The organism is Mesorhizobium sp. 2RAF21 (assembly GCF_052115345.1).
Lineage (GTDB): Bacteria > Pseudomonadota > Alphaproteobacteria > Rhizobiales > Rhizobiaceae > Mesorhizobium > Mesorhizobium terrae.
In genome coordinates, this window is the sequence record NZ_JBFRGM010000005.1 from 341,247 (window position 1) to 357,482 (window position 16,236).

The following is a 16,236-nucleotide window of genomic DNA, read 5'->3' on the forward strand; positions in this document are numbered from 1 at the left end:
ACATGATGATCGTCAAGGGAAGCTGTCACTGCAAGGCCACGACATTCGAAGTGTCGGATGCGCCCGGGACGGTGACGCAGTGCACCTGTTCCTTCTGTTCCAAGCGCGGCGCGCTCTGGGCCTACTACACCCCGGACCAGTTCAAGCTGACCAGCGCGCCGCAGAACGTGAGCTTCTATCGCTGGGGTTCCAAGACCATCAAACACGGCTTCTGCGCCGTCTGCGGTTGCGGCACCTTCACCCAGACGCCGGACTGGTCGACCGGAGAGCCTGACTTCGACAACCCCAAGATCAGCGTCAACGCACGCCTGTTCGACGATTTCGACCTCGACGAGGTCGAGGTGGTCGTGATCGATGGCAAAAATCTCTGGTGACGGGCCGAAGATCGTTTTTTCCCCTCATCGAAAAATTGGCCGAAGCGCCGGGCAAATCCCCGGTGCTTGCCATTTGGTGTTCCGGTTTTCGCCGCAATTCGTGCTAGAAGCGCGTCTAATCAGTGGCCCGGCCGGCGAGTCGCGGCCGCAGCTTGGAGAGGGGTATCCCATGAAGAAGACAGTGCTCAGCCTGGTGGCCGTTGCCGTGCTGGCCAGCGCCTGCACCACCGATCCGTATACGGGCGAGCAGAAGGTTTCCAACACCGCGGGCGGCGCCGTTCTCGGCGGTCTCGCGGGTGCAGCACTTGGCACCTTGGCCGGCGGTAACGACCGTCGCAATGCCTTGATCGGCGCCGGCATCGGCGCGCTGGCCGGCGGTGCCATCGGCTCGGTGATGGATCAGAACGAGAATGCGCTGCGCCAGCAGCTGGAGGGCACCGGCGTCTCCGTCACCCGCGCCGGCAACCAGATCATCCTCAACATGCCGTCCGACGTGACGTTCAACACCGACCAGGACGCGGTGAAGGCGACCTTCTATCCGGTGCTGAATTCGGTGGCCCTGGTGCTCAAGAAGTACAACCAGACGACAGTCGACGTGTTCGGCCACACCGATTCCACCGGTGGCGCCCAGCACAATTTCGACCTGTCGCAGCGTCGCGCGCTTTCGGTCGCGAACTACCTGTCGGCGCAGGGTGTCGATTCCCGGCGCTTCGCCGTCACCGGTTTCGGTGCGACGCGCCCGGTTGCGCCCAACAACACCCCTGCCGGCCGCGCGCAGAACCGCCGCGTCGAAATCCAGCTCTCGCCGCTCACCTGAGGCAGGGCGATTCACGCATACAAAAACGGCCCCGTTTCGGGGCCGTTTTTGTCTGTCTCGATGGTGGGGCTTGAGCCGGTTTTCGTAGCGGCGCGATCAGACCTTCGCCACGATCTTCATGAAAGCCGGCATGTCGTCGCCGAAACCAACGGTGGCGTCGTTCTCTTCCTCGCGGCGGCGATGCGGACGCTGGTCGCGCTGCGGCCGGGGGTCGGGCCGCTGTTCCTTGCGGCCGGCGTTCTCGGTGCGGATCGCATCCTTGCGCGCGCGGCGCTCGTCATTTTCGACAGCCGGCGCATCCGCCACGGCCTGTTCTTCGGTGTTCTCGTTGGCGGCGCGCTTGTCGTCGCGCTTGCCCTTGCGGCGGTCGTCGCCATCCTTGCGGCCGGCGCGGCGCGGCGCGCCACGGCCGCGGCGCGGCGTTTCGCTATCGTCTTCCTTGACGACGAGGGTCGACATGTCGCCGTCATGCCATTCGATCTGTTTGCCGATCAGCTTCTCGATCGCGTCGACATATTTCCCGTCCGACTTGGTCACGATGGTGAAGGACTTGCCGGAACGGCCGGCACGGCCGGTGCGGCCGATGCGGTGGACGTAGTCCTCGGCATGGATCGGCACATCGTAGTTGAAGACGTGGCTGACATCGGGGATGTCGAGACCGCGCGCCGCGACGTCCGAGGCGACCAGCAGCTTCAGCTTGCCGTCGCGGAAGTTGGACAGCATGGTCATGCGGGCGCGCTGGTCCATGTCGCCATGCAGCGCACCGGCATTGAAATCGTATTTCACCAGCGAGCGGAACAGCTCCGAAACCTCGACCTTGCGGTTGCAGAAGATGATGGCGTTCTTCAAGCCGTCTTCTTCCTGCCGGATCAGATCGCGCAGCACCTCGCGTTTGTCCCACGGCTTCGAGCCGGACTTGACCAGGCGCTGGGTCACGGTGTCGGCGGTCGTGGCGGCCTTGGCAACCTCGACGCGGACCGGCGCGTGCAGGAACTTTTCCGTCAGCTTTGTGATCTCGGGCGGCATCGTCGCCGAGAAGAACAGCGTCTGGCGGGTGAACGGGATCATCTCGCAGATGCGCTCGATGTCGGGGATGAAGCCCATGTCGAGCATGCGGTCGGCCTCGTCGATGACGAGGATCTCGACACCATTCAGAAGCAGCTTCCCGCGCTCACGATGGTCAAGCAGGCGGCCAGGCGTGGCGATGAGAACGTCGGCACCGCGCTCCAGCTTCTTGTCCTGCTCGTCGAACGAGACGCCGCCGATGAGAAGCGCGATGTTGAGTTTATGGTTCTTGCCGTATTTGACGAAATTCTCTTCGACCTGCGCGGCGAGTTCGCGCGTCGGCTCCAGGATGAGCGTGCGCGGCATGCGGGCCCGGGCGCGGCCCTTTTCCAGGCGCGTCAGCATCGGCAACACGAAGGAAGCGGTCTTGCCGGTACCGGTCTGGGCGATGCCGAGCACGTCCTTGCCGGTCAGCGCGTGCGGGATCGCGCCGGCCTGGATTGGCGTCGGCTGTGTGTATCCGGCATCGGTGACGGCAGAGAGGACCTTTGGCGAGAGGCCGAGGTCGGAAAAAAGCAACGCTTCTTGAGCGGTCTGGGTGTCTGAGGACAAGTTTTGCTGTCTTTGGCTTGTATTGGGAGCGCGGCGGCTTCCGTCGCGGCAGACGCCCCGCGTCTGCGATATGCTGCACGGCGATAGGCGCAAGTCCGCGTTTTGTCAACACAAACGGGCCGGAAACCGCGCGATTGCGTGGGTCAACCTTAATGTGGGGCCGCGAAGCACGCCGTCAAGGCGGGCAGGACGCTCAATAGCGGAATTGTTCGGCGAGAATGCGCTCGTCCCAGGAATGGTTGGGATCGAACAGCAAAGTGGCGGTCGCGGTCAGCGATTCCCGCACCGTCACCGAGGTCACCGCCTTCACTTCCGTGTGGTCGGCGGCGGCGTTCACCGGACGTTTTTCCGCCTCGAGGATGTCGAAGCGCACCGTCGCCCGGTTGGAGAGCAGCGCGCCGCGCCAGCGCCGCGGCCGGAACGGGCTCACCGGCGTCAGCGCGAGCAGCGGCGCGTCGAGCGGCAGGATGGGGCCGTGGGCGGAGAGATTATAGGCGGTCGAGCCGGCCGGCGTGGCGATCATGACGCCGTCGCAGCTCAATTCCTCCAGCCTGACATGGTCGTCCACCGCGATCCGGATCTTGGCGGTCTGATAGGACTGGCGCCACAGCGCCACCTCGTTGATGGCAAGCGCCGAGACGGTCTCGCCATCGGCGCCGGTCGCCACCATTTCGAGCGGGCGGATGGTTTCGGGCACGGCCTTCGCGATGCGTTCGGGCAAGTTCTTCTCACGGAACTCGTTCATCAGGAAGCCGATCGTGCCGCGGTTCATGCCGAAGACGCGCTTGCCCGTGCTCATCGTGTCGCGCAGCGTCTGCAACAGGAAGCCGTCGCCGCCCAGCGCCACGATCGTATCGGCTTCGTCCACCGGAGCCTGGCCATAACGGGCTGACAGCCGCTCGAGCGCTGCCTTGGCGTCGTCGGTGTCGGAGGAAACGAAGGCGAGGCGGCTTGCGGTGTTCGTCATGGTCCCCGGCTGGCGATTGGTGATCCTCGGCATCGCCCGTCGCGGGGTAGCATGCGTGATGCGTGCCTGCAAAGGGTGTGACGCGGGCGGTGGTGACGATGTTGCCGCTCCCGGACCAGAACCGCGGCATCGCGACCCTGCCGAAAACATGGTTAAAACCTGTCTTAATTTTTCGGAAATTTGCTTTGGTCATGCTAAGGACAGCAATCGGGAGGCGGGGGCCACATTTTCGAGAGCTGCGCTTTGCCCTTGTCACGCCTGATGATCCTGTTCCTGATGCTCGGCTCGTTTGCCGTCATGTTCTCAATCGTCGTCAGGGCTTCGGACCAGATGAATGAACCCGTCGTCTCGAAATGCAGCGGCATCCTGATGCCGTGCCTGAACAAGCGCTGAAAAGGCAGTCGGGAAGGGTCGAAACCACGGGATTCGCGAGGGCGGTAGCCCGTCGCTCCATCGGAGCGGCAAGCGAAACAAGCTGAAGTGGGATCGGGAATGGCGCACCTCTCCGGCGCAGGATCGAACCCGCGGGATTCGCAAGGACGACTGTCCGTCGGCCCAACAGGCCGCCCCATCGGAGCGGTGAGCGAAGCGAACTCGCGTGAGATAGAGAAAATGGTGCCCCCGGACGGGATCGAACCGCCGACCTTCGGTTTACAAAACCGCTGCTCTACCAGCTGAGCTACAAGGGCACGGCGCTCCGGTTAGCATATTTGCCGTTCCAGTAAAGATATTTGTCGACGCCGCGCGTGTCGAGATTTGGGCATTTGCCGCCACCGGCATGAAATCGGCGGGCTCCATGCCTATATCCTTTGGTGGCGCTCCTCGTGGGCGTCGTTGCGCGGGGATTGGTGATGCTCCGGATCGTCTTTGTCGTCCTGATCGTGCTGGCCGTGTGGGTGCTGGTCATGAAGCTGTACAACGCCGTCAAGGGGGCGAATGTCGACTGGACCGGCGTCAGCTTCGTCATCGGTTTCATCGTCCTGGCATTCTGGCTGCGCCACGTCACCGGCATTGGCTGAGGACGACGGTCAGTCCGGCGCGCTGCCGCCGATCATCTTGGTCACCTCCGCCGCCGCGTCGCGCACCAGGGGGCCGATCTCGGCCAGGCGGTCCGGCGTGACCCGAGCGGTCGGTCCCGACACTGAAACACCGCCGACCGGCTCGCCGAACTCGTTGAAAATGGCGGCCGCGACGCAACGCATGCCGAGGTTGCGCTCTTCGTCGTCGACCGACCAGCCGCGTTCGCGGATCGTCTTCAGGTCGAGCGCCAGCGCGGGCAGGGTGGACAAGGTCTTGCCGGTGAAGGCCTCGAGCCCGGCCTTGCGGCTGATGGCGGCGACGCGGTCGCCGTCGAGATAGGCCAGCACCGCCTTGCCGATACCCGACGCATGGAACGGGCTGCGCGTGCCCGGCCTGAAGAAGGCGCGGATCGCCTGATGCGTCTCGACCTGGCTGACGAAAACCACGCAATCATCCTCGGCAAGACCGAGATTGGCGGTTTCGCCGGTCCTTTCCATCAATTCCTGCATGACGATGCGGGCGCGGTCGACCAGCTTGCGGCGACGCAGGAAGGCGGCGCCCATGCGATAGGTCTCGACCCCGATCGACCAGAGCTGGTCGCTCTTGTCGAACTCGACCATGCCATGCGCCTCCAGCGTGGTCAGCATGCGATAGGCGGTGGAGGCGGCGATACCCGACGCATTGGCGATCTCGGAGAGCGACAGGCCGCTGCCTTCCGCGACGATGGCGAGGATGCGCAGCGCGCGGTCCAGGGATTGCACCTGCGCCGCATCCGACGGGGCATTGAAGGCGCGCGGACGGCCGCGCTGGCGTTTTTCGGTCGGTTCCATGCCGGCATTGTCACCGTTATCGGCCGAACTTCAATAAAAAAGTTTTTCATATCGTGGCGAGGATAATTATCTGGAAAACGAATAATCGTTTAGAAACAATTAGTAGTCGAAGAAATTGAAAAATGAAAAAATATTCTGGAAAAATTGAAAAATAGCCTCGGCGCTGGCAGACTCCGGTCATTCGAACATCACTCGGTTTGGAGGGCTTACACATGGCCAGGATGCGCGCCGTCGATGCGGCTGTTCTCGTTCTCGAGAAGGAGGGGATCTCCTGCGGTTTCGGCGTGCCCGGCGCCGCCATCAATCCGTTCTATTCGGCGCTGAAAGCGAGGGGCACCATTCGCCATGTGCTGGCCCGCCACGTCGAGGCCGCCTCGCATATGGCGGAAGGCTACACCCGCGCCAAATCAGGCAATATCGGCCTGTGCATCGGCACCTCCGGCCCGGCCGGCACCGACATGATCACCGGCCTCTATTCGGCTTCGGCGGATTCCATTCCGATCCTTTGCATCACCGGCCAGGCGCCGCGTGCCCGCCTCACCAAGGAAGATTTCCAGGCCGTCGACATCGCGGCGATCGCAGCACCCGTCGCCAAATGGGCGGTCACCGTCATGGAGCCTTATCTGGTTCCGATGACGCTGCAGAAGGCGTTTTATTTGATGCGTACGGGCCGTCCGGGCCCGGTCCTGGTCGACTTGCCGATCGACGTTCAGCTTGCAGAGATCGAGTTCGACATCGACGCCTATGAACCGATGACGGTCGCCAAGCCGGCCCTGACCCGCGGCCAGGCCGAAAAGGCGCTGGCCATGCTGAACAAGGCCGAGAAGCCGCTGATCGTCGCCGGTGGCGGCATCATCAACGCCGACGCTTCCGACCTGCTCATCGAATTCGCCGAGATCACCGGCGTTCCGGTCGTACCCACGCTGATGGGCTGGGGCGCGATCCCGGACGATCACCGCCTGATGGCCGGCATGTGCGGCCTGCAGACCTCGCGCCGCTACGGCAACGCGACCATGCTGGAGGCCGATTTCGTCTTCGGCATCGGCAATCGCTGGGCCAATCGCCACACCGGCTCGGTCGATGTCTACACCAAGGGCAAGAAGTTCATCCACATCGACATCGAACCGACCCAGATCGGCCGCGTCTTCGCGCCGGACCTTGGCCTGGTCTCCGATGCGGGCGCGGCGCTGAAAGCGCTGCTCGACGTCGCCACCGAGTGGAAGACGGCCGGCAAGCTGCGCGACTGGTCGGGCTGGGCGAAGGAATGCCAGGCTCGCAAGAAGACCATGAAGCGCAAGACGCATTTCGACCAGGTGCCGCTGAAGCCGCAGCGCGTCTACGAGGAGATGAACAAGGCGTTCCCGCGCGACACCACCTACGTCACCACGATCGGGCTCAGCCAGATCGCTGGCGCGCAGTTCTTGCATGTCTACAAGCCGCGCAACTGGATCAATTGCGGCCAGGCCGGCCCGCTCGGCTGGACTTTGCCCGCGGCCCTTGGCGTCCGCGCTGCCAACCCCGACGCCTATATCGTCGCGCTGTCGGGCGACTACGACTTCCAGTTCATGATCGAGGAGCTGGCCGCCGGTGCCCAGCACAAGCTGCCCTACATCCACGTCGTCGTGAACAACGCCTATCTCGGCCTTATTCGCCAGGCACAGCGCGGCTTCCAGATGGACTTCGAGGTCTCGCTTGCCTTCGAAAACCAGAACAGGAAGGATGATCCGCAGGCGGGCTACGGCGTCGACCATGTCGCGGTTGCAGAGGCGATGGGCTGCAAGGCGGTTCGTGTCTCGAAACCGGAAGAATTCGCCGGCGCCTTCAAGGAGGCGGAGCGGCTGATGCAGGAACATCAGGTTCCGGTCGTGCTGGAATTCATCCTGGAGCGTGTCACCAACATCTCCATGGGCACCGAGATCAACAACATCACCGAGTTCGAGGACCTCGCCGAGAAGAACGAAGACGCCCCCACCGCGATCGTGCTGCTCGATTGAATCAGTTTCTCAACGCGTTGACTCAAATTCCAAGGAAGTTCCGCTATGCCACGGTTTTCAGCCAATCTTTCGATGCTCTTCAACGAGCACGAATTCCTCGATCGCTTCGATGCGGCGGCTCGCGCCGGCTTCAAGGGTGTCGAATACATCGCCCCTTATGACCATGCGCCGGAGGCGGTCGCCGCGCGCCTGAAGAAGAACGGCCTGACCCAGGTCCTGTTCAACCTGCCGCCGGGCGACTGGGCCAAGGGCGAGCGCGGCATCGCCGTTCTCCCCGAGCGCATCCACGAATTCCGCCAGGGCGTGGCCAAGGCCATCACCTACGCCCATGCGCTGGGCTGCGAGCAGATAAACTGCCTGGCCGGCATCGCCCCGGCTGGCGTCGCTTCCCAGGCACTGGAGAACGTTTTTGTCGAAAACCTCGGCTTCGCCGCCGAGAAGCTGGAGCAGGCCGGCATCAAGCTTTTGATCGAACCGATCAACACGCACGACATTCCGGGCTTCTTCCTGACCAACACCAGACAGGCGCTCGACATCATCGCGCGCGTCAATTCGAAGAACCTCTATCTGCAATACGACATCTACCACATGCAGGTCATGGAGGGGGATCTCGCCCGGACCATCGAGGCCAATCTCGGCCGCATCGCGCATATCCAGCTGGCGGACAATCCCGGACGCAACGAGCCGGGGACGGGCGAGATCAACTATCCCTTCCTCTACGACCACATCGACCGCATCGGCTATTCGGGCTGGATCGGCGCTGAATACAAGCCGAAGGCCGGCACCGAGGCAGGCCTCGGCTGGTTCAAGCCATTCGCCGGCAAGGGCAGCGCAGCGGCCTGACCGGGTTCACGGATATTCCCCTCGCTGGCACGGCGCGAGCCTGACAGCCGCGAGAACGACCGACATCGAAAGGAAAATGACAATGGAAAAGATCGGTTTCATCGGCCTCGGCATCATGGGCGCGCCGATGGCGGGACACCTGCTCGACGCGGGCTACGAAGTGGTCACGACCGATCACTTCGCCAAGCCGTCGGCCGAGCTTTCGGCCAAGGGCATCAAGGTCGTCACCGGCAATGACGCGGTGGCGCGCGCGGCCGACATCATCATCGTGATGGTTCCCGACACGCCGCAGGTCGAGGAGGTTCTGTTCAGCGCCAAGGGCGTCGCCGAAGGCTTGTCGAAGGGCAAGCTCGTTGTCGACATGAGCTCGATCTCGCCGATCTTCACCAAGGAATTCGCCGCCAAGGTCAAGACGACGGGTGCCGATTATCTCGATGCGCCGGTGTCGGGTGGCGAAGTCGGCGCCAAGGCTGCTTCGCTTGCCATCATGGTTGGCGGGGAGGAAGCCTCGTTCGAGCGCGCCAAGCCGATCTTCGAGCGGCTGGGCAAAAACATCACGCTGGTCGGCCCGAACGGCTCCGGTCAGACCGCCAAGGTGGCCAACCAGATCATCGTCGCGCTGACCATCGAGGCCGTCGCCGAAGCGCTGGTGTTCGCCTCCAAGGCCGGTGCCGATCCGGCCAGGGTGCGGCAGGCGCTGATGGGCGGGCTCGCCAATTCGCGCATCCTCGAAGTGCATGGCGATCGCATGGTCAAGCGCACCTTCGCGCCGGGCTTCCGCATCGAACTGCACCAGAAGGACCTGAACTTGGCGCTGGAGGGCGCGAAGTCGCTCGGCGTCGCGCTTCCGAACACATCGACCACGCAGCAGCTGTTCAATTCCTGCGCGGCCAATGGCGACGCCAGGGACGACCACTCCGGCCTCGTCAAGGCGCTGGAGCGCATGGCCGGCCACGAGGTGGCTTAGGACTAAGGGAACCTCTCCCCTGAGCGCATCCTTCTCGGGTGCGCTCCGTTTTGAGGTCCGCCGCAATACGTCTCCCTGCCTTGGGTCGTGCCTGGGGGAGACGGTGCCCCCGGCGGTGCAGGAGAGCAGGGTTCCCGATTGCGGTTCACCTTGGGAGTGGCGGACCGCCTCTTGATCCACCTCGTTTTGCCTTGCGGCGGGCGAGGTGGATCAAACCGATCTCGATGCGGTATCGGCGTGCCGCCAATCAGGCCGCCAGATGCTCGCAGCCGATTTCCGTTCAGGCGCAAGCCCTTGCCCTCGTTTCCCAACGCGAGGGCATTCTTTTTGGCGAGGCGATGTTTGCTCAGCCGAGAAAGCGCCGCACCGCGTAGAGCGCAACCGCCGCCGCGTTGGAGACATTGAGCGAGCGGATGACGCCCGGCATGTCGAGCCTGGCCAGCGCCGTCACCGTCTCGCGGGTCTTCTGGCGCAGGCCTTTTCCTTCCGCGCCCAGCACCAGCGCGATCTTCTCGCCCGAGAAAGTTTTTTCGAGCTCCGCCGCTCCGTCCGAATCGAGGCCGATCGTCTGGAAACCGGCCGCGTGCAGTTCGCCGATGGCGTCGGCCAGGTTCTTCACCTCGATATGGTCGATATGCTCCAGCGCGCCGGAGGCGGATTTGGCCAAAACGCCGCTTTCCTGCGGGCTGTGGCGCGCGGTGGTGATCAGCGCGCCGGCGCCGAAGGCCACGGCCGAGCGCAGTATAGCGCCGACATTGTGCGGGTCGGTCACCTGGTCGAGCACCAGCACCAGCCTGGTGTCGCCAAGCGCATCGAGCCGCTTCGGCTTGAGCGGCTCGGCCTCGATCAGCACGCCCTGGTGCACGGCGTCGGAGCCGGTCACCTTGTCGATCTCGCGCGGCTCGACCAGTTCGGCCTTGAAGGGCAGGGCGGCGATGTCGGCGATGCCCAGCCGCTCCAGCGCGTTGCGTGTCACCAGCATGGAGCGGATGCGGCGGCCGGGATTGTCGAGCGCGGCGCGCACCGTGTGCAGCCCGTAGAGCCTGACCAGCCCGTTGGCCGCGGCTTCACCGGGCCCGACCTTAGGACGCGGCCGGAAGGCGGGCGCGCCGCCGCTCTTTTCGTCGCGATGCGCGCGCCGCAGCTTGGCGTAGTGCGTGTCTTTGGCGGTGCCGGTTTTCTTATCGTCTGTCATGGGGCCTCTATAGCGGTAGTGGCGGCCTTTGCCCATATTTCGATGGTGTTCGGCCGGCTAACTGCACAAGACAGATGCGCAAGCCAAAACTTGCCATGAAAAACAATCACAGTGCGGTTGACACATAAGGTACCAGCCGCCATAAGGCACCCGGTTTCCGGCCCGGTATCGGGCAGGCCGGCTCCTTCAACGGAGCATGGCAACGGTTACGGGAGAATGTCCCGAGCGGCAAAGGGGGCGGACTGTAAATCCGCTGGCTACGCCTTCGTAGGTTCGAGTCCTACTTCTCCCACCACTCTTTCCTTTAAGGAATTTCGCTTGACGACCACGCCGCGCCCGACTGCGGCGCAGCGACGAAATTTCTCGCGGAACGGGCTTTTAGAACGCCGCCATCTCATCTATGGATGCGGACGCGGCGCGGGTGTAGCTCAATGGTAGAGCAGCAGCCTTCCAAGCTGAATACGAGGGTTCGATTCCCTTCACCCGCTCCAAATCTCCCATGGAAATCAGCGCTATTTTGCGATTTGGCTCGCTGAGCTGGTCACTGCCGTTTCACGGACGTACCACTGCCTGAGATTCGACCTTGCAGCCGCTGCGGCGCGATTTCCTTTAGGCTGTTGTCGTGGAGATATCGCTGCGCAATGACGGTGTTTTGAACAAATGCTGAGCGGGAGGATATGTCTCGGCGCGTGGCGCCTGGCTCTGTTTTTGCCAGGCGACGGAACGGTTCGGATCGGTCTGGCGGAAATGTCAGCCGCGGCTATCCGCAACGGCCCGCAACACCTTCTGTCCAAGGTCATTTGCCTGGGCGCAGCGTTCAATCCGGTAGACGGCCGCCGGTGGGATGTTGCGGAGGGTGCGGCCGATATGCACCGCCCTTAGATTGAGCGGTTTGAGGATGCGGTCGGGTACGGGGCAGCGCGGACCGTAGGTGAATTGATAAAAGGCACCGCCAGGCTTCAGATAGGTAAAGGCGCCGGAAAGGATGGCGATGACCTTGTGGGTGGGCATCGACAGAAGCGGCAGGCCGCTGATGACGGCGCCGACGTCGGGCCGCGAGAACAGGCCGGCCCTGCCGAGATCGGCGGCATCCATGTTCACGACGCGCGCGTCGGGGAAACGGTGCTGGAGCAGCGTGGCGAACTCCGCGCCATATTCGATGAGCGTCAGATCGCGCTGCTGCAACCCGCAGGCAATGAGGGCGCGGGTGAAAGCGCCGGTGCCCGGCCCTAATTCGATAACCGGTCCGCTCCCTGAGGTGAGTTCCTTGGTCATCAGCCTGGCCAAGGCCGGGCTGGATGGCGCGACGGCGGCGACGCGCAAGGGTGCGGTAAGCCAGGCGCGAAGAAAGGTGATGATGTCGGACTGAAACATGGTGATCGGCTCTGCGGGTCTGAGGGGGTTCCAGACCCTCGTCGCAAGCCGCTCTGGCATCTGCATTGCACGGCGACGTCATGTTGCCGCAAGGTTCAGGGCTTACGGGCCAGGAGCTTCTCGGGATGTTTTGGCGGTTTGCCCGAGCGAGCCGACGCTCCAGGCACCATCTTGCGCCGCGGTCACAAGCGCGCTGCCGGCAAGCAGTCGATCCATGATTGTTGGGGCCGCGCCTTGGCGATCGGGTCCACCAAGCGGCTTTGAGAAGGACAATCATGCGGCTGCTTTTGGTGGAGGATGAGCCGGAATTCGCCTCGGCCCTTTGCGCGGCGCTGAAGAAACACGACATGATCGTCGACCGTGCACTGACCGTCGCACAGGCGATGGACATAGCCATGGCAGGCGTTCACGGCGCCGTCCTGCTCGACAGGCGCCTGCCCGACGGCGACGGCCTCTCCCTCATTCCGTTGCTCAGGGGGCATGGCAAGACCATGCCGGTTATCGTGCTGACGGCGCGCGGCAACCTCGCCGAACGCATCGCCGGCCTGGACGGCGGCGCCGACGACTACCTGGCCAAGCCCTTCGCCCTGGAGGAATTGCTGGCCCGGTTGCGCGCCGTCCTCAGGCGACCGGGTCACGTTCAGCCCGACACGCTCGGGCTTGGGCGGCTGACGCTCGACGTCGACCAGCGCGACGTGCGCGTCGACGGCATGCCGCTGGATTTGCCGCGCCGTGAGCTTTTGGTGCTGGAGGCCCTGATGCGCCGCATGGGGCGCATGGTGCCCCGCCCGGCATTGATGGAGGCGGTATTCGGCCTGGACGACGATATCCAGGCCAACACTCTGGACACCCACATCTCCCGTCTGCGCCGCAAGCTGCTCGACGCCGAGGCGGGCGTTGTCGTCAATGGCATCCGCGGCGTCGGTTATGTGCTGCGAGAAGTTCCATGATCACTGCCGAGCGAATTCCAAGCGCCATACAAGGCATTAAGGAAAACATCTCCGGTCATATCGGGCGGCAGATCAGGCGGCAAAGCGGCCGATCCGCGAGACCGGTCCGCACGCTGAAGCGACAATTGATCGTGCGCTTGCTGACACTGCAGGCAACCATCTTGCTTGCGGTCATGGCCGTGCTTTTCTGGTCGGGCAATCTCTTCGACTTCAAATCCCCCGACAACACCATCGAAATTCTCGGCCCCGCTGTGGAACGCGCGCCCGGCGGCGCGCTGAAACTGCGGCAAACGGCCGACATCATCGCTCTGCGAACCGCGATACCCGATTTGTGGTTTGTCATTCACGACCGGCGGGGTGATCGCCTTGTCGAAGGCGTCGTTCCGCCGCAATTCAGCGCCATCGGCGATGCGCTCGACGATATCGGCCAGGCAAGGCTTGGCTGGAACATATGGGACCCGGCCGATCTGCCGACGGCACGGGTTCGCTGGATCGACACGGCCGCCGGCGAGGTCCAGATCATGACCGGCTCGGCAGCGGCGGCGCCTGCGCACATAATCGTCTTAGGCATTTCGCTGGTGTTTCTGAAGCTCGTCGTGCCGATCATGATCATCATCGCGGTCGGCGTTCTTGTTGCCACCCCGATTGTGGTGCGTGGTGCGCTTGCCGGGCTGAGCGATGCGGCAAAACAGGCTGCAAGCATCGATATCGACCGCCACGCCACGCGCCTTTCAGTGGACAACGCCCCCTCGGAGGTGCTCGCCCTGATCAAGGCCATCAACGATGCGCTGGGCAGGCTCGACGAGGGCTATGAACGCCACCAGCGTTTCCTGGCGGATGCCGCACATGAACTGCGCACGCCGGTCGCCATTTTGAGCATGCGCGTCGCGGCCCTGCCGACCGGTTCGGAAAAGGCGCGGCTGGGCGAAGATGTTGCGCGATTGGCGACCCTGACCGAACAACTCCTCGACCTGCAGCGCCTCGACAAGCAGGCCGACCGTTTCGCGCCTGTCGATCTCGTCGCTATCGGTCGGCAGGTCCTGCTCGACATGGGCCCGCTCGGCTTTTCGGCGGGCTATGAGATGGAGTTCCACACCGATATCGAACACGCCGTCGTTTCGGGCGACCAGCTTGCATTGGAACGGGCGCTGACCAACTTGCTGCAAAACGCCATCGACTATGGCGGCAGACGCGGCACCATTACAGTGCAGATATCGGCTCCAGCGACAATCGAAGTGCGTGATCAAGGCGCCGGCATTCCGTCAAACGATCGCGAGCGGGTATTCGAGCCGTTCCACAGATTGCAGCCACACGGTCAGGGGACCGGCCTGGGCCTCAACCTCGTCAAGGCGATCGTCGAACTGCATGGCGGGCGCGTGATGGTAGCCGACGCTCTGGCGAAGGGAGCCTGCCTGCGCATGATTTTCCCGCCAGTTTCCAGGTGCCCGGAACGTCAAAGCGATAGTTAGCGAGAAGCACCGGCGGAATGCCGGCTTCGCGATCCGGACGAAATACGGGCGCCGTAGCGCCCGTTTCAATGGTCAAGAATTGTCCGGCCTCAGTTGCCGAACAGAGATTCCAGCTGGTTGCGCGACGGCACCTGACCGTTCGGGGTGAGCTTGTCGACGACGCCCGGCAGGGCGGTGGACAATTGTTTCAGCAATTCCTGCTCGTCCATGCCGGTGCGGGCGGCGATCTCTTTGATGACCTGCGGCCCCAGCGCCTGGCCGAGATCATTGGCGTTGATCGACTGGTTCTGCCCGGTGCCGACCCAGGAATCGGCGGTCTGGCCGTGCCCGGCGTCCTTCAGCTTGTCGAGCAAGCCGCCAAGCCCGCCGAGCAGCCCGCCGTCGGAGGCGCCGCCCGCCGGGGCGGGGGCAGCCTGTTGCTGTGAGGAAGAGCCGCCGCCGCTGAGCATTTTCCCGACCAGCAGGGCGCCCAATGCGATCATCAGGGGCTTGGTGATATTGCCGCCCGGAACGGCGTTGTCGAACAGTCCCATCGTGGATCTCCGTTGTGAACGTTACCCGGCCCGCCCTGACAATTGCCCGTCCGCCGCCGAAATTCAAGGCCAGCTTGAGCTTTGCCGCGTCCTATGGAAATGTCTCGGTGCCTGGGGGCGAATGGAGCAACGCAATGGGAATCATCAGCTGGATTATCCTCGGCGTGGTCGCCGGTTTCATCGGCAGCAAGATCGTCAATAAGAGTGGTCAGGGCTTCCTGATGGATATCGTGCTCGGCGTTGTCGGCGCGGTCGTCGGCGGCGTCATCTTCAGCGCGTTCGGCGCGGCGGGGGTCACCGGCCTCAATATCTACAGCCTGATCGTGGCCGTGATCGGCGCTGTCGTTGTGTTGTGGGCATATCACGCCATCAGTGGCCGCAGCGCCTGACGCTGTAGCCGCCGTCAATTCCGAAGCGTTTCGGGCGCCGCGGGCATGGTCCGCGGCGCGCTTTCTCGATTTGCACCGAGCGTTTTTGGGCAATCGTCAGTTGCCCCAGATGCCCTGTCCGTAACCGGCATCCGGTATCTTAAACGGATCCCTGTCGGTCGGCGAAACGCGCGGCGTGGCATACATCTGGCTGGTGGACGCGGTCGTCGAGGTGTCGACCTGCTCGACGGCCTGCTGTTTGTGCGGACGCGGCTTCTGGTTCGCGGCGAAGGCGCTGCCGGAGGCCGCAACGACAAGGGCAGCGGCGATGAGGACGATCTTCTTCATGGGATACTCCTTTTTGCCAGACAACGGCTGCACCCGGATGGATCGCACCGTTCGGTAAGACGGAGATGGGGCGGGGTCGGCAGCGCTTCCAATCACAAGAACCTCGCGCCCGGTCACGAGATCGTTGGTTGGCTGTGAGCGTTTCGGCAGGTTTCGCAAGGGGACGACATACCCTTGCGCGCTAGGTGAAAATTCCTACATGTACGGAAATCCACAGCACTGAACCTGCCCACGTCGCTGGCGGCATCCAGACGGGGTCCGGACGCCGGCCACAAGAGGCTTGTGTTTTTGGACCTTTGTCGCTAATCGCCGCGCATCCGACTGAACGTAGGTCCAGGCCGTCCAAGGAAAGAGACTATGGCAAAAGGTAAATTCGAGCGTACGAAGCCTCATGTGAACATTGGCACGATTGGTCACGTTGACCACGGCAAGACGTCGCTGACGGYGGCGATCACGAAGTATTTTGGCGAATACCGCCCGTACGACCAGATTGACGCGGCTCCGGAAGAGAAGGCGCGCGGCATCACGATCTCGACGGCGCACGTCGAATACGAGACGCCGGCCCGCCAC

General features: G+C 63.4%; 18 protein-coding genes and 3 tRNA genes. 13 read left to right on the forward strand and 8 right to left on the reverse strand.

Going from position 1 to position 16,236, the window contains the following annotated elements; translation table 11 throughout:
* Positions 1-5 precede the first annotated feature (5 nt).
* Entirely contained in the window at positions 6-374 is a 369-nt protein-coding gene (locus AB4136_RS10915) for a GFA family protein (RefSeq protein WP_024926526.1), read from the forward strand.
* Between the two features lie 169 nt (positions 375-543).
* The gene (locus AB4136_RS10920) at positions 544-1,191 is read left to right on the forward strand and encodes an OmpA family protein (RefSeq protein ID WP_024926525.1); all 648 of its coding nucleotides are present in this window, start codon (positions 544-546) and stop codon (positions 1,189-1,191) included.
* A 96-nt stretch (positions 1,192-1,287) separates the two neighbouring features.
* Here the strand turns inward: AB4136_RS10920 and AB4136_RS10925 are convergent, their stop codons facing one another.
* Positions 1,288-2,808 carry a DEAD/DEAH box helicase gene (locus tag AB4136_RS10925; protein WP_024926524.1) on the reverse strand — a complete coding sequence of 507 codons (1,521 nt, stop codon included), beginning with the start codon at positions 2,806-2,808 and terminating at the stop codon, positions 1,288-1,290.
* A 193-nt stretch (positions 2,809-3,001) separates the two neighbouring features.
* Positions 3,002-3,775, reverse strand: a complete 774-nt coding sequence (locus tag AB4136_RS10930; RefSeq protein WP_024926523.1) for an NAD kinase — start codon at positions 3,773-3,775, stop codon at positions 3,002-3,004.
* A gap of 243 nt (positions 3,776-4,018) precedes the next feature.
* On the opposite strand from AB4136_RS10930, the gene AB4136_RS10935 reads away from it, so the two are divergent.
* Positions 4,019-4,168 (forward strand): hypothetical protein, encoded by a 150-nt coding sequence (locus AB4136_RS10935; RefSeq protein ID WP_162835314.1) that lies wholly within the window; start codon positions 4,019-4,021, stop codon positions 4,166-4,168.
* Between the two features lie 220 nt (positions 4,169-4,388).
* On the opposite strand, the gene AB4136_RS10940 is transcribed toward AB4136_RS10935, so the two are convergent.
* Positions 4,389-4,464, reverse strand: a tRNA-Thr gene (locus tag AB4136_RS10940).
* A gap of 162 nt (positions 4,465-4,626) precedes the next feature.
* Here AB4136_RS10940 and AB4136_RS10945 point away from each other — a divergent pair.
* Complete coding sequence (locus AB4136_RS10945; protein WP_162835315.1) at positions 4,627-4,794, forward strand: hypothetical protein; 168 nt, start codon at positions 4,627-4,629, stop codon at positions 4,792-4,794.
* Positions 4,795-4,803: 9 nt separating this feature from the next.
* Here AB4136_RS10945 and bhcR read toward each other — a convergent pair whose 3' ends face one another.
* Entirely contained in the window at positions 4,804-5,625 is an 822-nt protein-coding gene (gene bhcR, locus AB4136_RS10950) for an HTH-type transcriptional regulator BhcR (RefSeq protein ID WP_024926522.1), read from the reverse strand.
* Positions 5,626-5,837: 212 nt separating this feature from the next.
* Here bhcR and gcl point away from each other — a divergent pair, with 212 nt between their 5' ends.
* The 3 genes from gcl (at position 5,838) to AB4136_RS10965 (ending at position 9,429) form a co-directional block, all read left to right on the forward strand.
* Entirely contained in the window at positions 5,838-7,619 is a 1,782-nt protein-coding gene (gcl, locus tag AB4136_RS10955) for a glyoxylate carboligase (protein ID WP_024926521.1), read from the forward strand.
* Between the two features lie 45 nt (positions 7,620-7,664).
* Entirely contained in the window at positions 7,665-8,462 is a 798-nt protein-coding gene (gene otnI / locus AB4136_RS10960) for a 2-oxo-tetronate isomerase (RefSeq protein ID WP_024926520.1), read from the forward strand.
* A gap of 82 nt (positions 8,463-8,544) precedes the next feature.
* Positions 8,545-9,429 carry a 2-hydroxy-3-oxopropionate reductase gene (locus tag AB4136_RS10965; RefSeq protein ID WP_024926519.1) on the forward strand — a complete coding sequence of 295 codons (885 nt, stop codon included), beginning with the start codon at positions 8,545-8,547 and terminating at the stop codon, positions 9,427-9,429.
* 346 nt (positions 9,430-9,775) lie between these two features.
* Here AB4136_RS10965 and AB4136_RS10970 read toward each other — a convergent pair whose 3' ends face one another.
* A complete protein-coding gene (locus AB4136_RS10970; protein ID WP_024926518.1) occupies positions 9,776-10,624 on the reverse strand; it encodes a TrmH family RNA methyltransferase in 849 nt (282 codons plus the stop codon).
* A 210-nt stretch (positions 10,625-10,834) separates the two neighbouring features.
* Here AB4136_RS10970 and AB4136_RS10975 point away from each other — a divergent pair.
* Positions 10,835-10,919 (forward strand) — tRNA-Tyr (locus AB4136_RS10975).
* 122 nt (positions 10,920-11,041) lie between these two features.
* Positions 11,042-11,115, forward strand: a tRNA-Gly gene (locus tag AB4136_RS10980).
* A gap of 259 nt (positions 11,116-11,374) precedes the next feature.
* On the opposite strand, the gene AB4136_RS10985 is transcribed toward AB4136_RS10980, so the two are convergent.
* Entirely contained in the window at positions 11,375-11,998 is a 624-nt protein-coding gene (locus tag AB4136_RS10985; protein WP_024926517.1) for a class I SAM-dependent methyltransferase, read from the reverse strand.
* Positions 11,999-12,273: 275 nt separating this feature from the next.
* On the opposite strand from AB4136_RS10985, the gene AB4136_RS10990 reads away from it, so the two are divergent.
* Complete coding sequence (locus tag AB4136_RS10990) at positions 12,274-12,948, forward strand: response regulator transcription factor (protein WP_024926516.1); 675 nt, start codon at positions 12,274-12,276, stop codon at positions 12,946-12,948.
* 131 nt (positions 12,949-13,079) lie between these two features.
* Complete coding sequence (locus AB4136_RS10995) at positions 13,080-14,417, forward strand: sensor histidine kinase (protein ID WP_307420660.1); 1,338 nt, start codon at positions 13,080-13,082, stop codon at positions 14,415-14,417.
* An 89-nt stretch (positions 14,418-14,506) separates the two neighbouring features.
* Here the strand turns inward: AB4136_RS10995 and AB4136_RS11000 are convergent, their stop codons facing one another.
* The gene (locus tag AB4136_RS11000) at positions 14,507-14,950 is read right to left on the reverse strand and encodes a YidB family protein (RefSeq protein WP_024926514.1); all 444 of its coding nucleotides are present in this window, start codon (positions 14,948-14,950) and stop codon (positions 14,507-14,509) included.
* Between the two features lie 134 nt (positions 14,951-15,084).
* On the opposite strand from AB4136_RS11000, the gene AB4136_RS11005 reads away from it, so the two are divergent.
* Positions 15,085-15,339, forward strand: a complete 255-nt coding sequence (locus AB4136_RS11005) for a GlsB/YeaQ/YmgE family stress response membrane protein (RefSeq protein WP_024926513.1) — start codon at positions 15,085-15,087, stop codon at positions 15,337-15,339.
* 96 nt (positions 15,340-15,435) lie between these two features.
* Here the strand turns inward: AB4136_RS11005 and AB4136_RS11010 are convergent, their stop codons facing one another.
* Positions 15,436-15,666, reverse strand: coding sequence for a DUF680 domain-containing protein (locus AB4136_RS11010; RefSeq protein WP_024926512.1), 231 nt, complete (start codon positions 15,664-15,666; stop codon positions 15,436-15,438).
* A gap of 357 nt (positions 15,667-16,023) precedes the next feature.
* Between AB4136_RS11010 and AB4136_RS11015 the strand changes: the two genes are divergently transcribed.
* On the forward strand, positions 16,024-16,236 hold a 213-nt coding region (locus AB4136_RS11015; protein WP_441931236.1), incomplete at its 3' end, for a GTP-binding protein.

Coding starts and splice junctions, on each gene's coding strand:
- AB4136_RS11000 (WP_024926514.1), bottom strand. CDS start 14,950: ATGGGACTGTTCGACAACGCCGTTCCGGGCGGCAATATCACCAAGCCC.
- otnI (WP_024926520.1), top strand. CDS start 7,665: ATGCCACGGTTTTCAGCCAATCTTTCGATGCTCTTCAACGAGCACGAA.
- AB4136_RS10915 (WP_024926526.1), top strand. CDS start 6: ATGATCGTCAAGGGAAGCTGTCACTGCAAGGCCACGACATTCGAAGTG.
- AB4136_RS10930 (WP_024926523.1), bottom strand. CDS start 3,775: ATGACGAACACCGCAAGCCGCCTCGCCTTCGTTTCCTCCGACACCGAC.
- AB4136_RS10920 (WP_024926525.1), top strand. CDS start 544: ATGAAGAAGACAGTGCTCAGCCTGGTGGCCGTTGCCGTGCTGGCCAGC.
- AB4136_RS10990 (WP_024926516.1), top strand. CDS start 12,274: ATGCGGCTGCTTTTGGTGGAGGATGAGCCGGAATTCGCCTCGGCCCTT.
- AB4136_RS10970 (WP_024926518.1), bottom strand. CDS start 10,624: ATGACAGACGATAAGAAAACCGGCACCGCCAAAGACACGCACTACGCC.
- AB4136_RS10965 (WP_024926519.1), top strand. CDS start 8,545: ATGGAAAAGATCGGTTTCATCGGCCTCGGCATCATGGGCGCGCCGATG.
- AB4136_RS11005 (WP_024926513.1), top strand. CDS start 15,085: ATGGGAATCATCAGCTGGATTATCCTCGGCGTGGTCGCCGGTTTCATC.
- AB4136_RS10945 (WP_162835315.1), top strand. CDS start 4,627: ATGCTCCGGATCGTCTTTGTCGTCCTGATCGTGCTGGCCGTGTGGGTG.
- gcl (WP_024926521.1), top strand. CDS start 5,838: ATGGCCAGGATGCGCGCCGTCGATGCGGCTGTTCTCGTTCTCGAGAAG.
- AB4136_RS10985 (WP_024926517.1), bottom strand. CDS start 11,998: ATGTTTCAGTCCGACATCATCACCTTTCTTCGCGCCTGGCTTACCGCA.
- AB4136_RS11010 (WP_024926512.1), bottom strand. CDS start 15,666: ATGAAGAAGATCGTCCTCATCGCCGCTGCCCTTGTCGTTGCGGCCTCC.
- bhcR (WP_024926522.1), bottom strand. CDS start 5,625: ATGGAACCGACCGAAAAACGCCAGCGCGGCCGTCCGCGCGCCTTCAAT.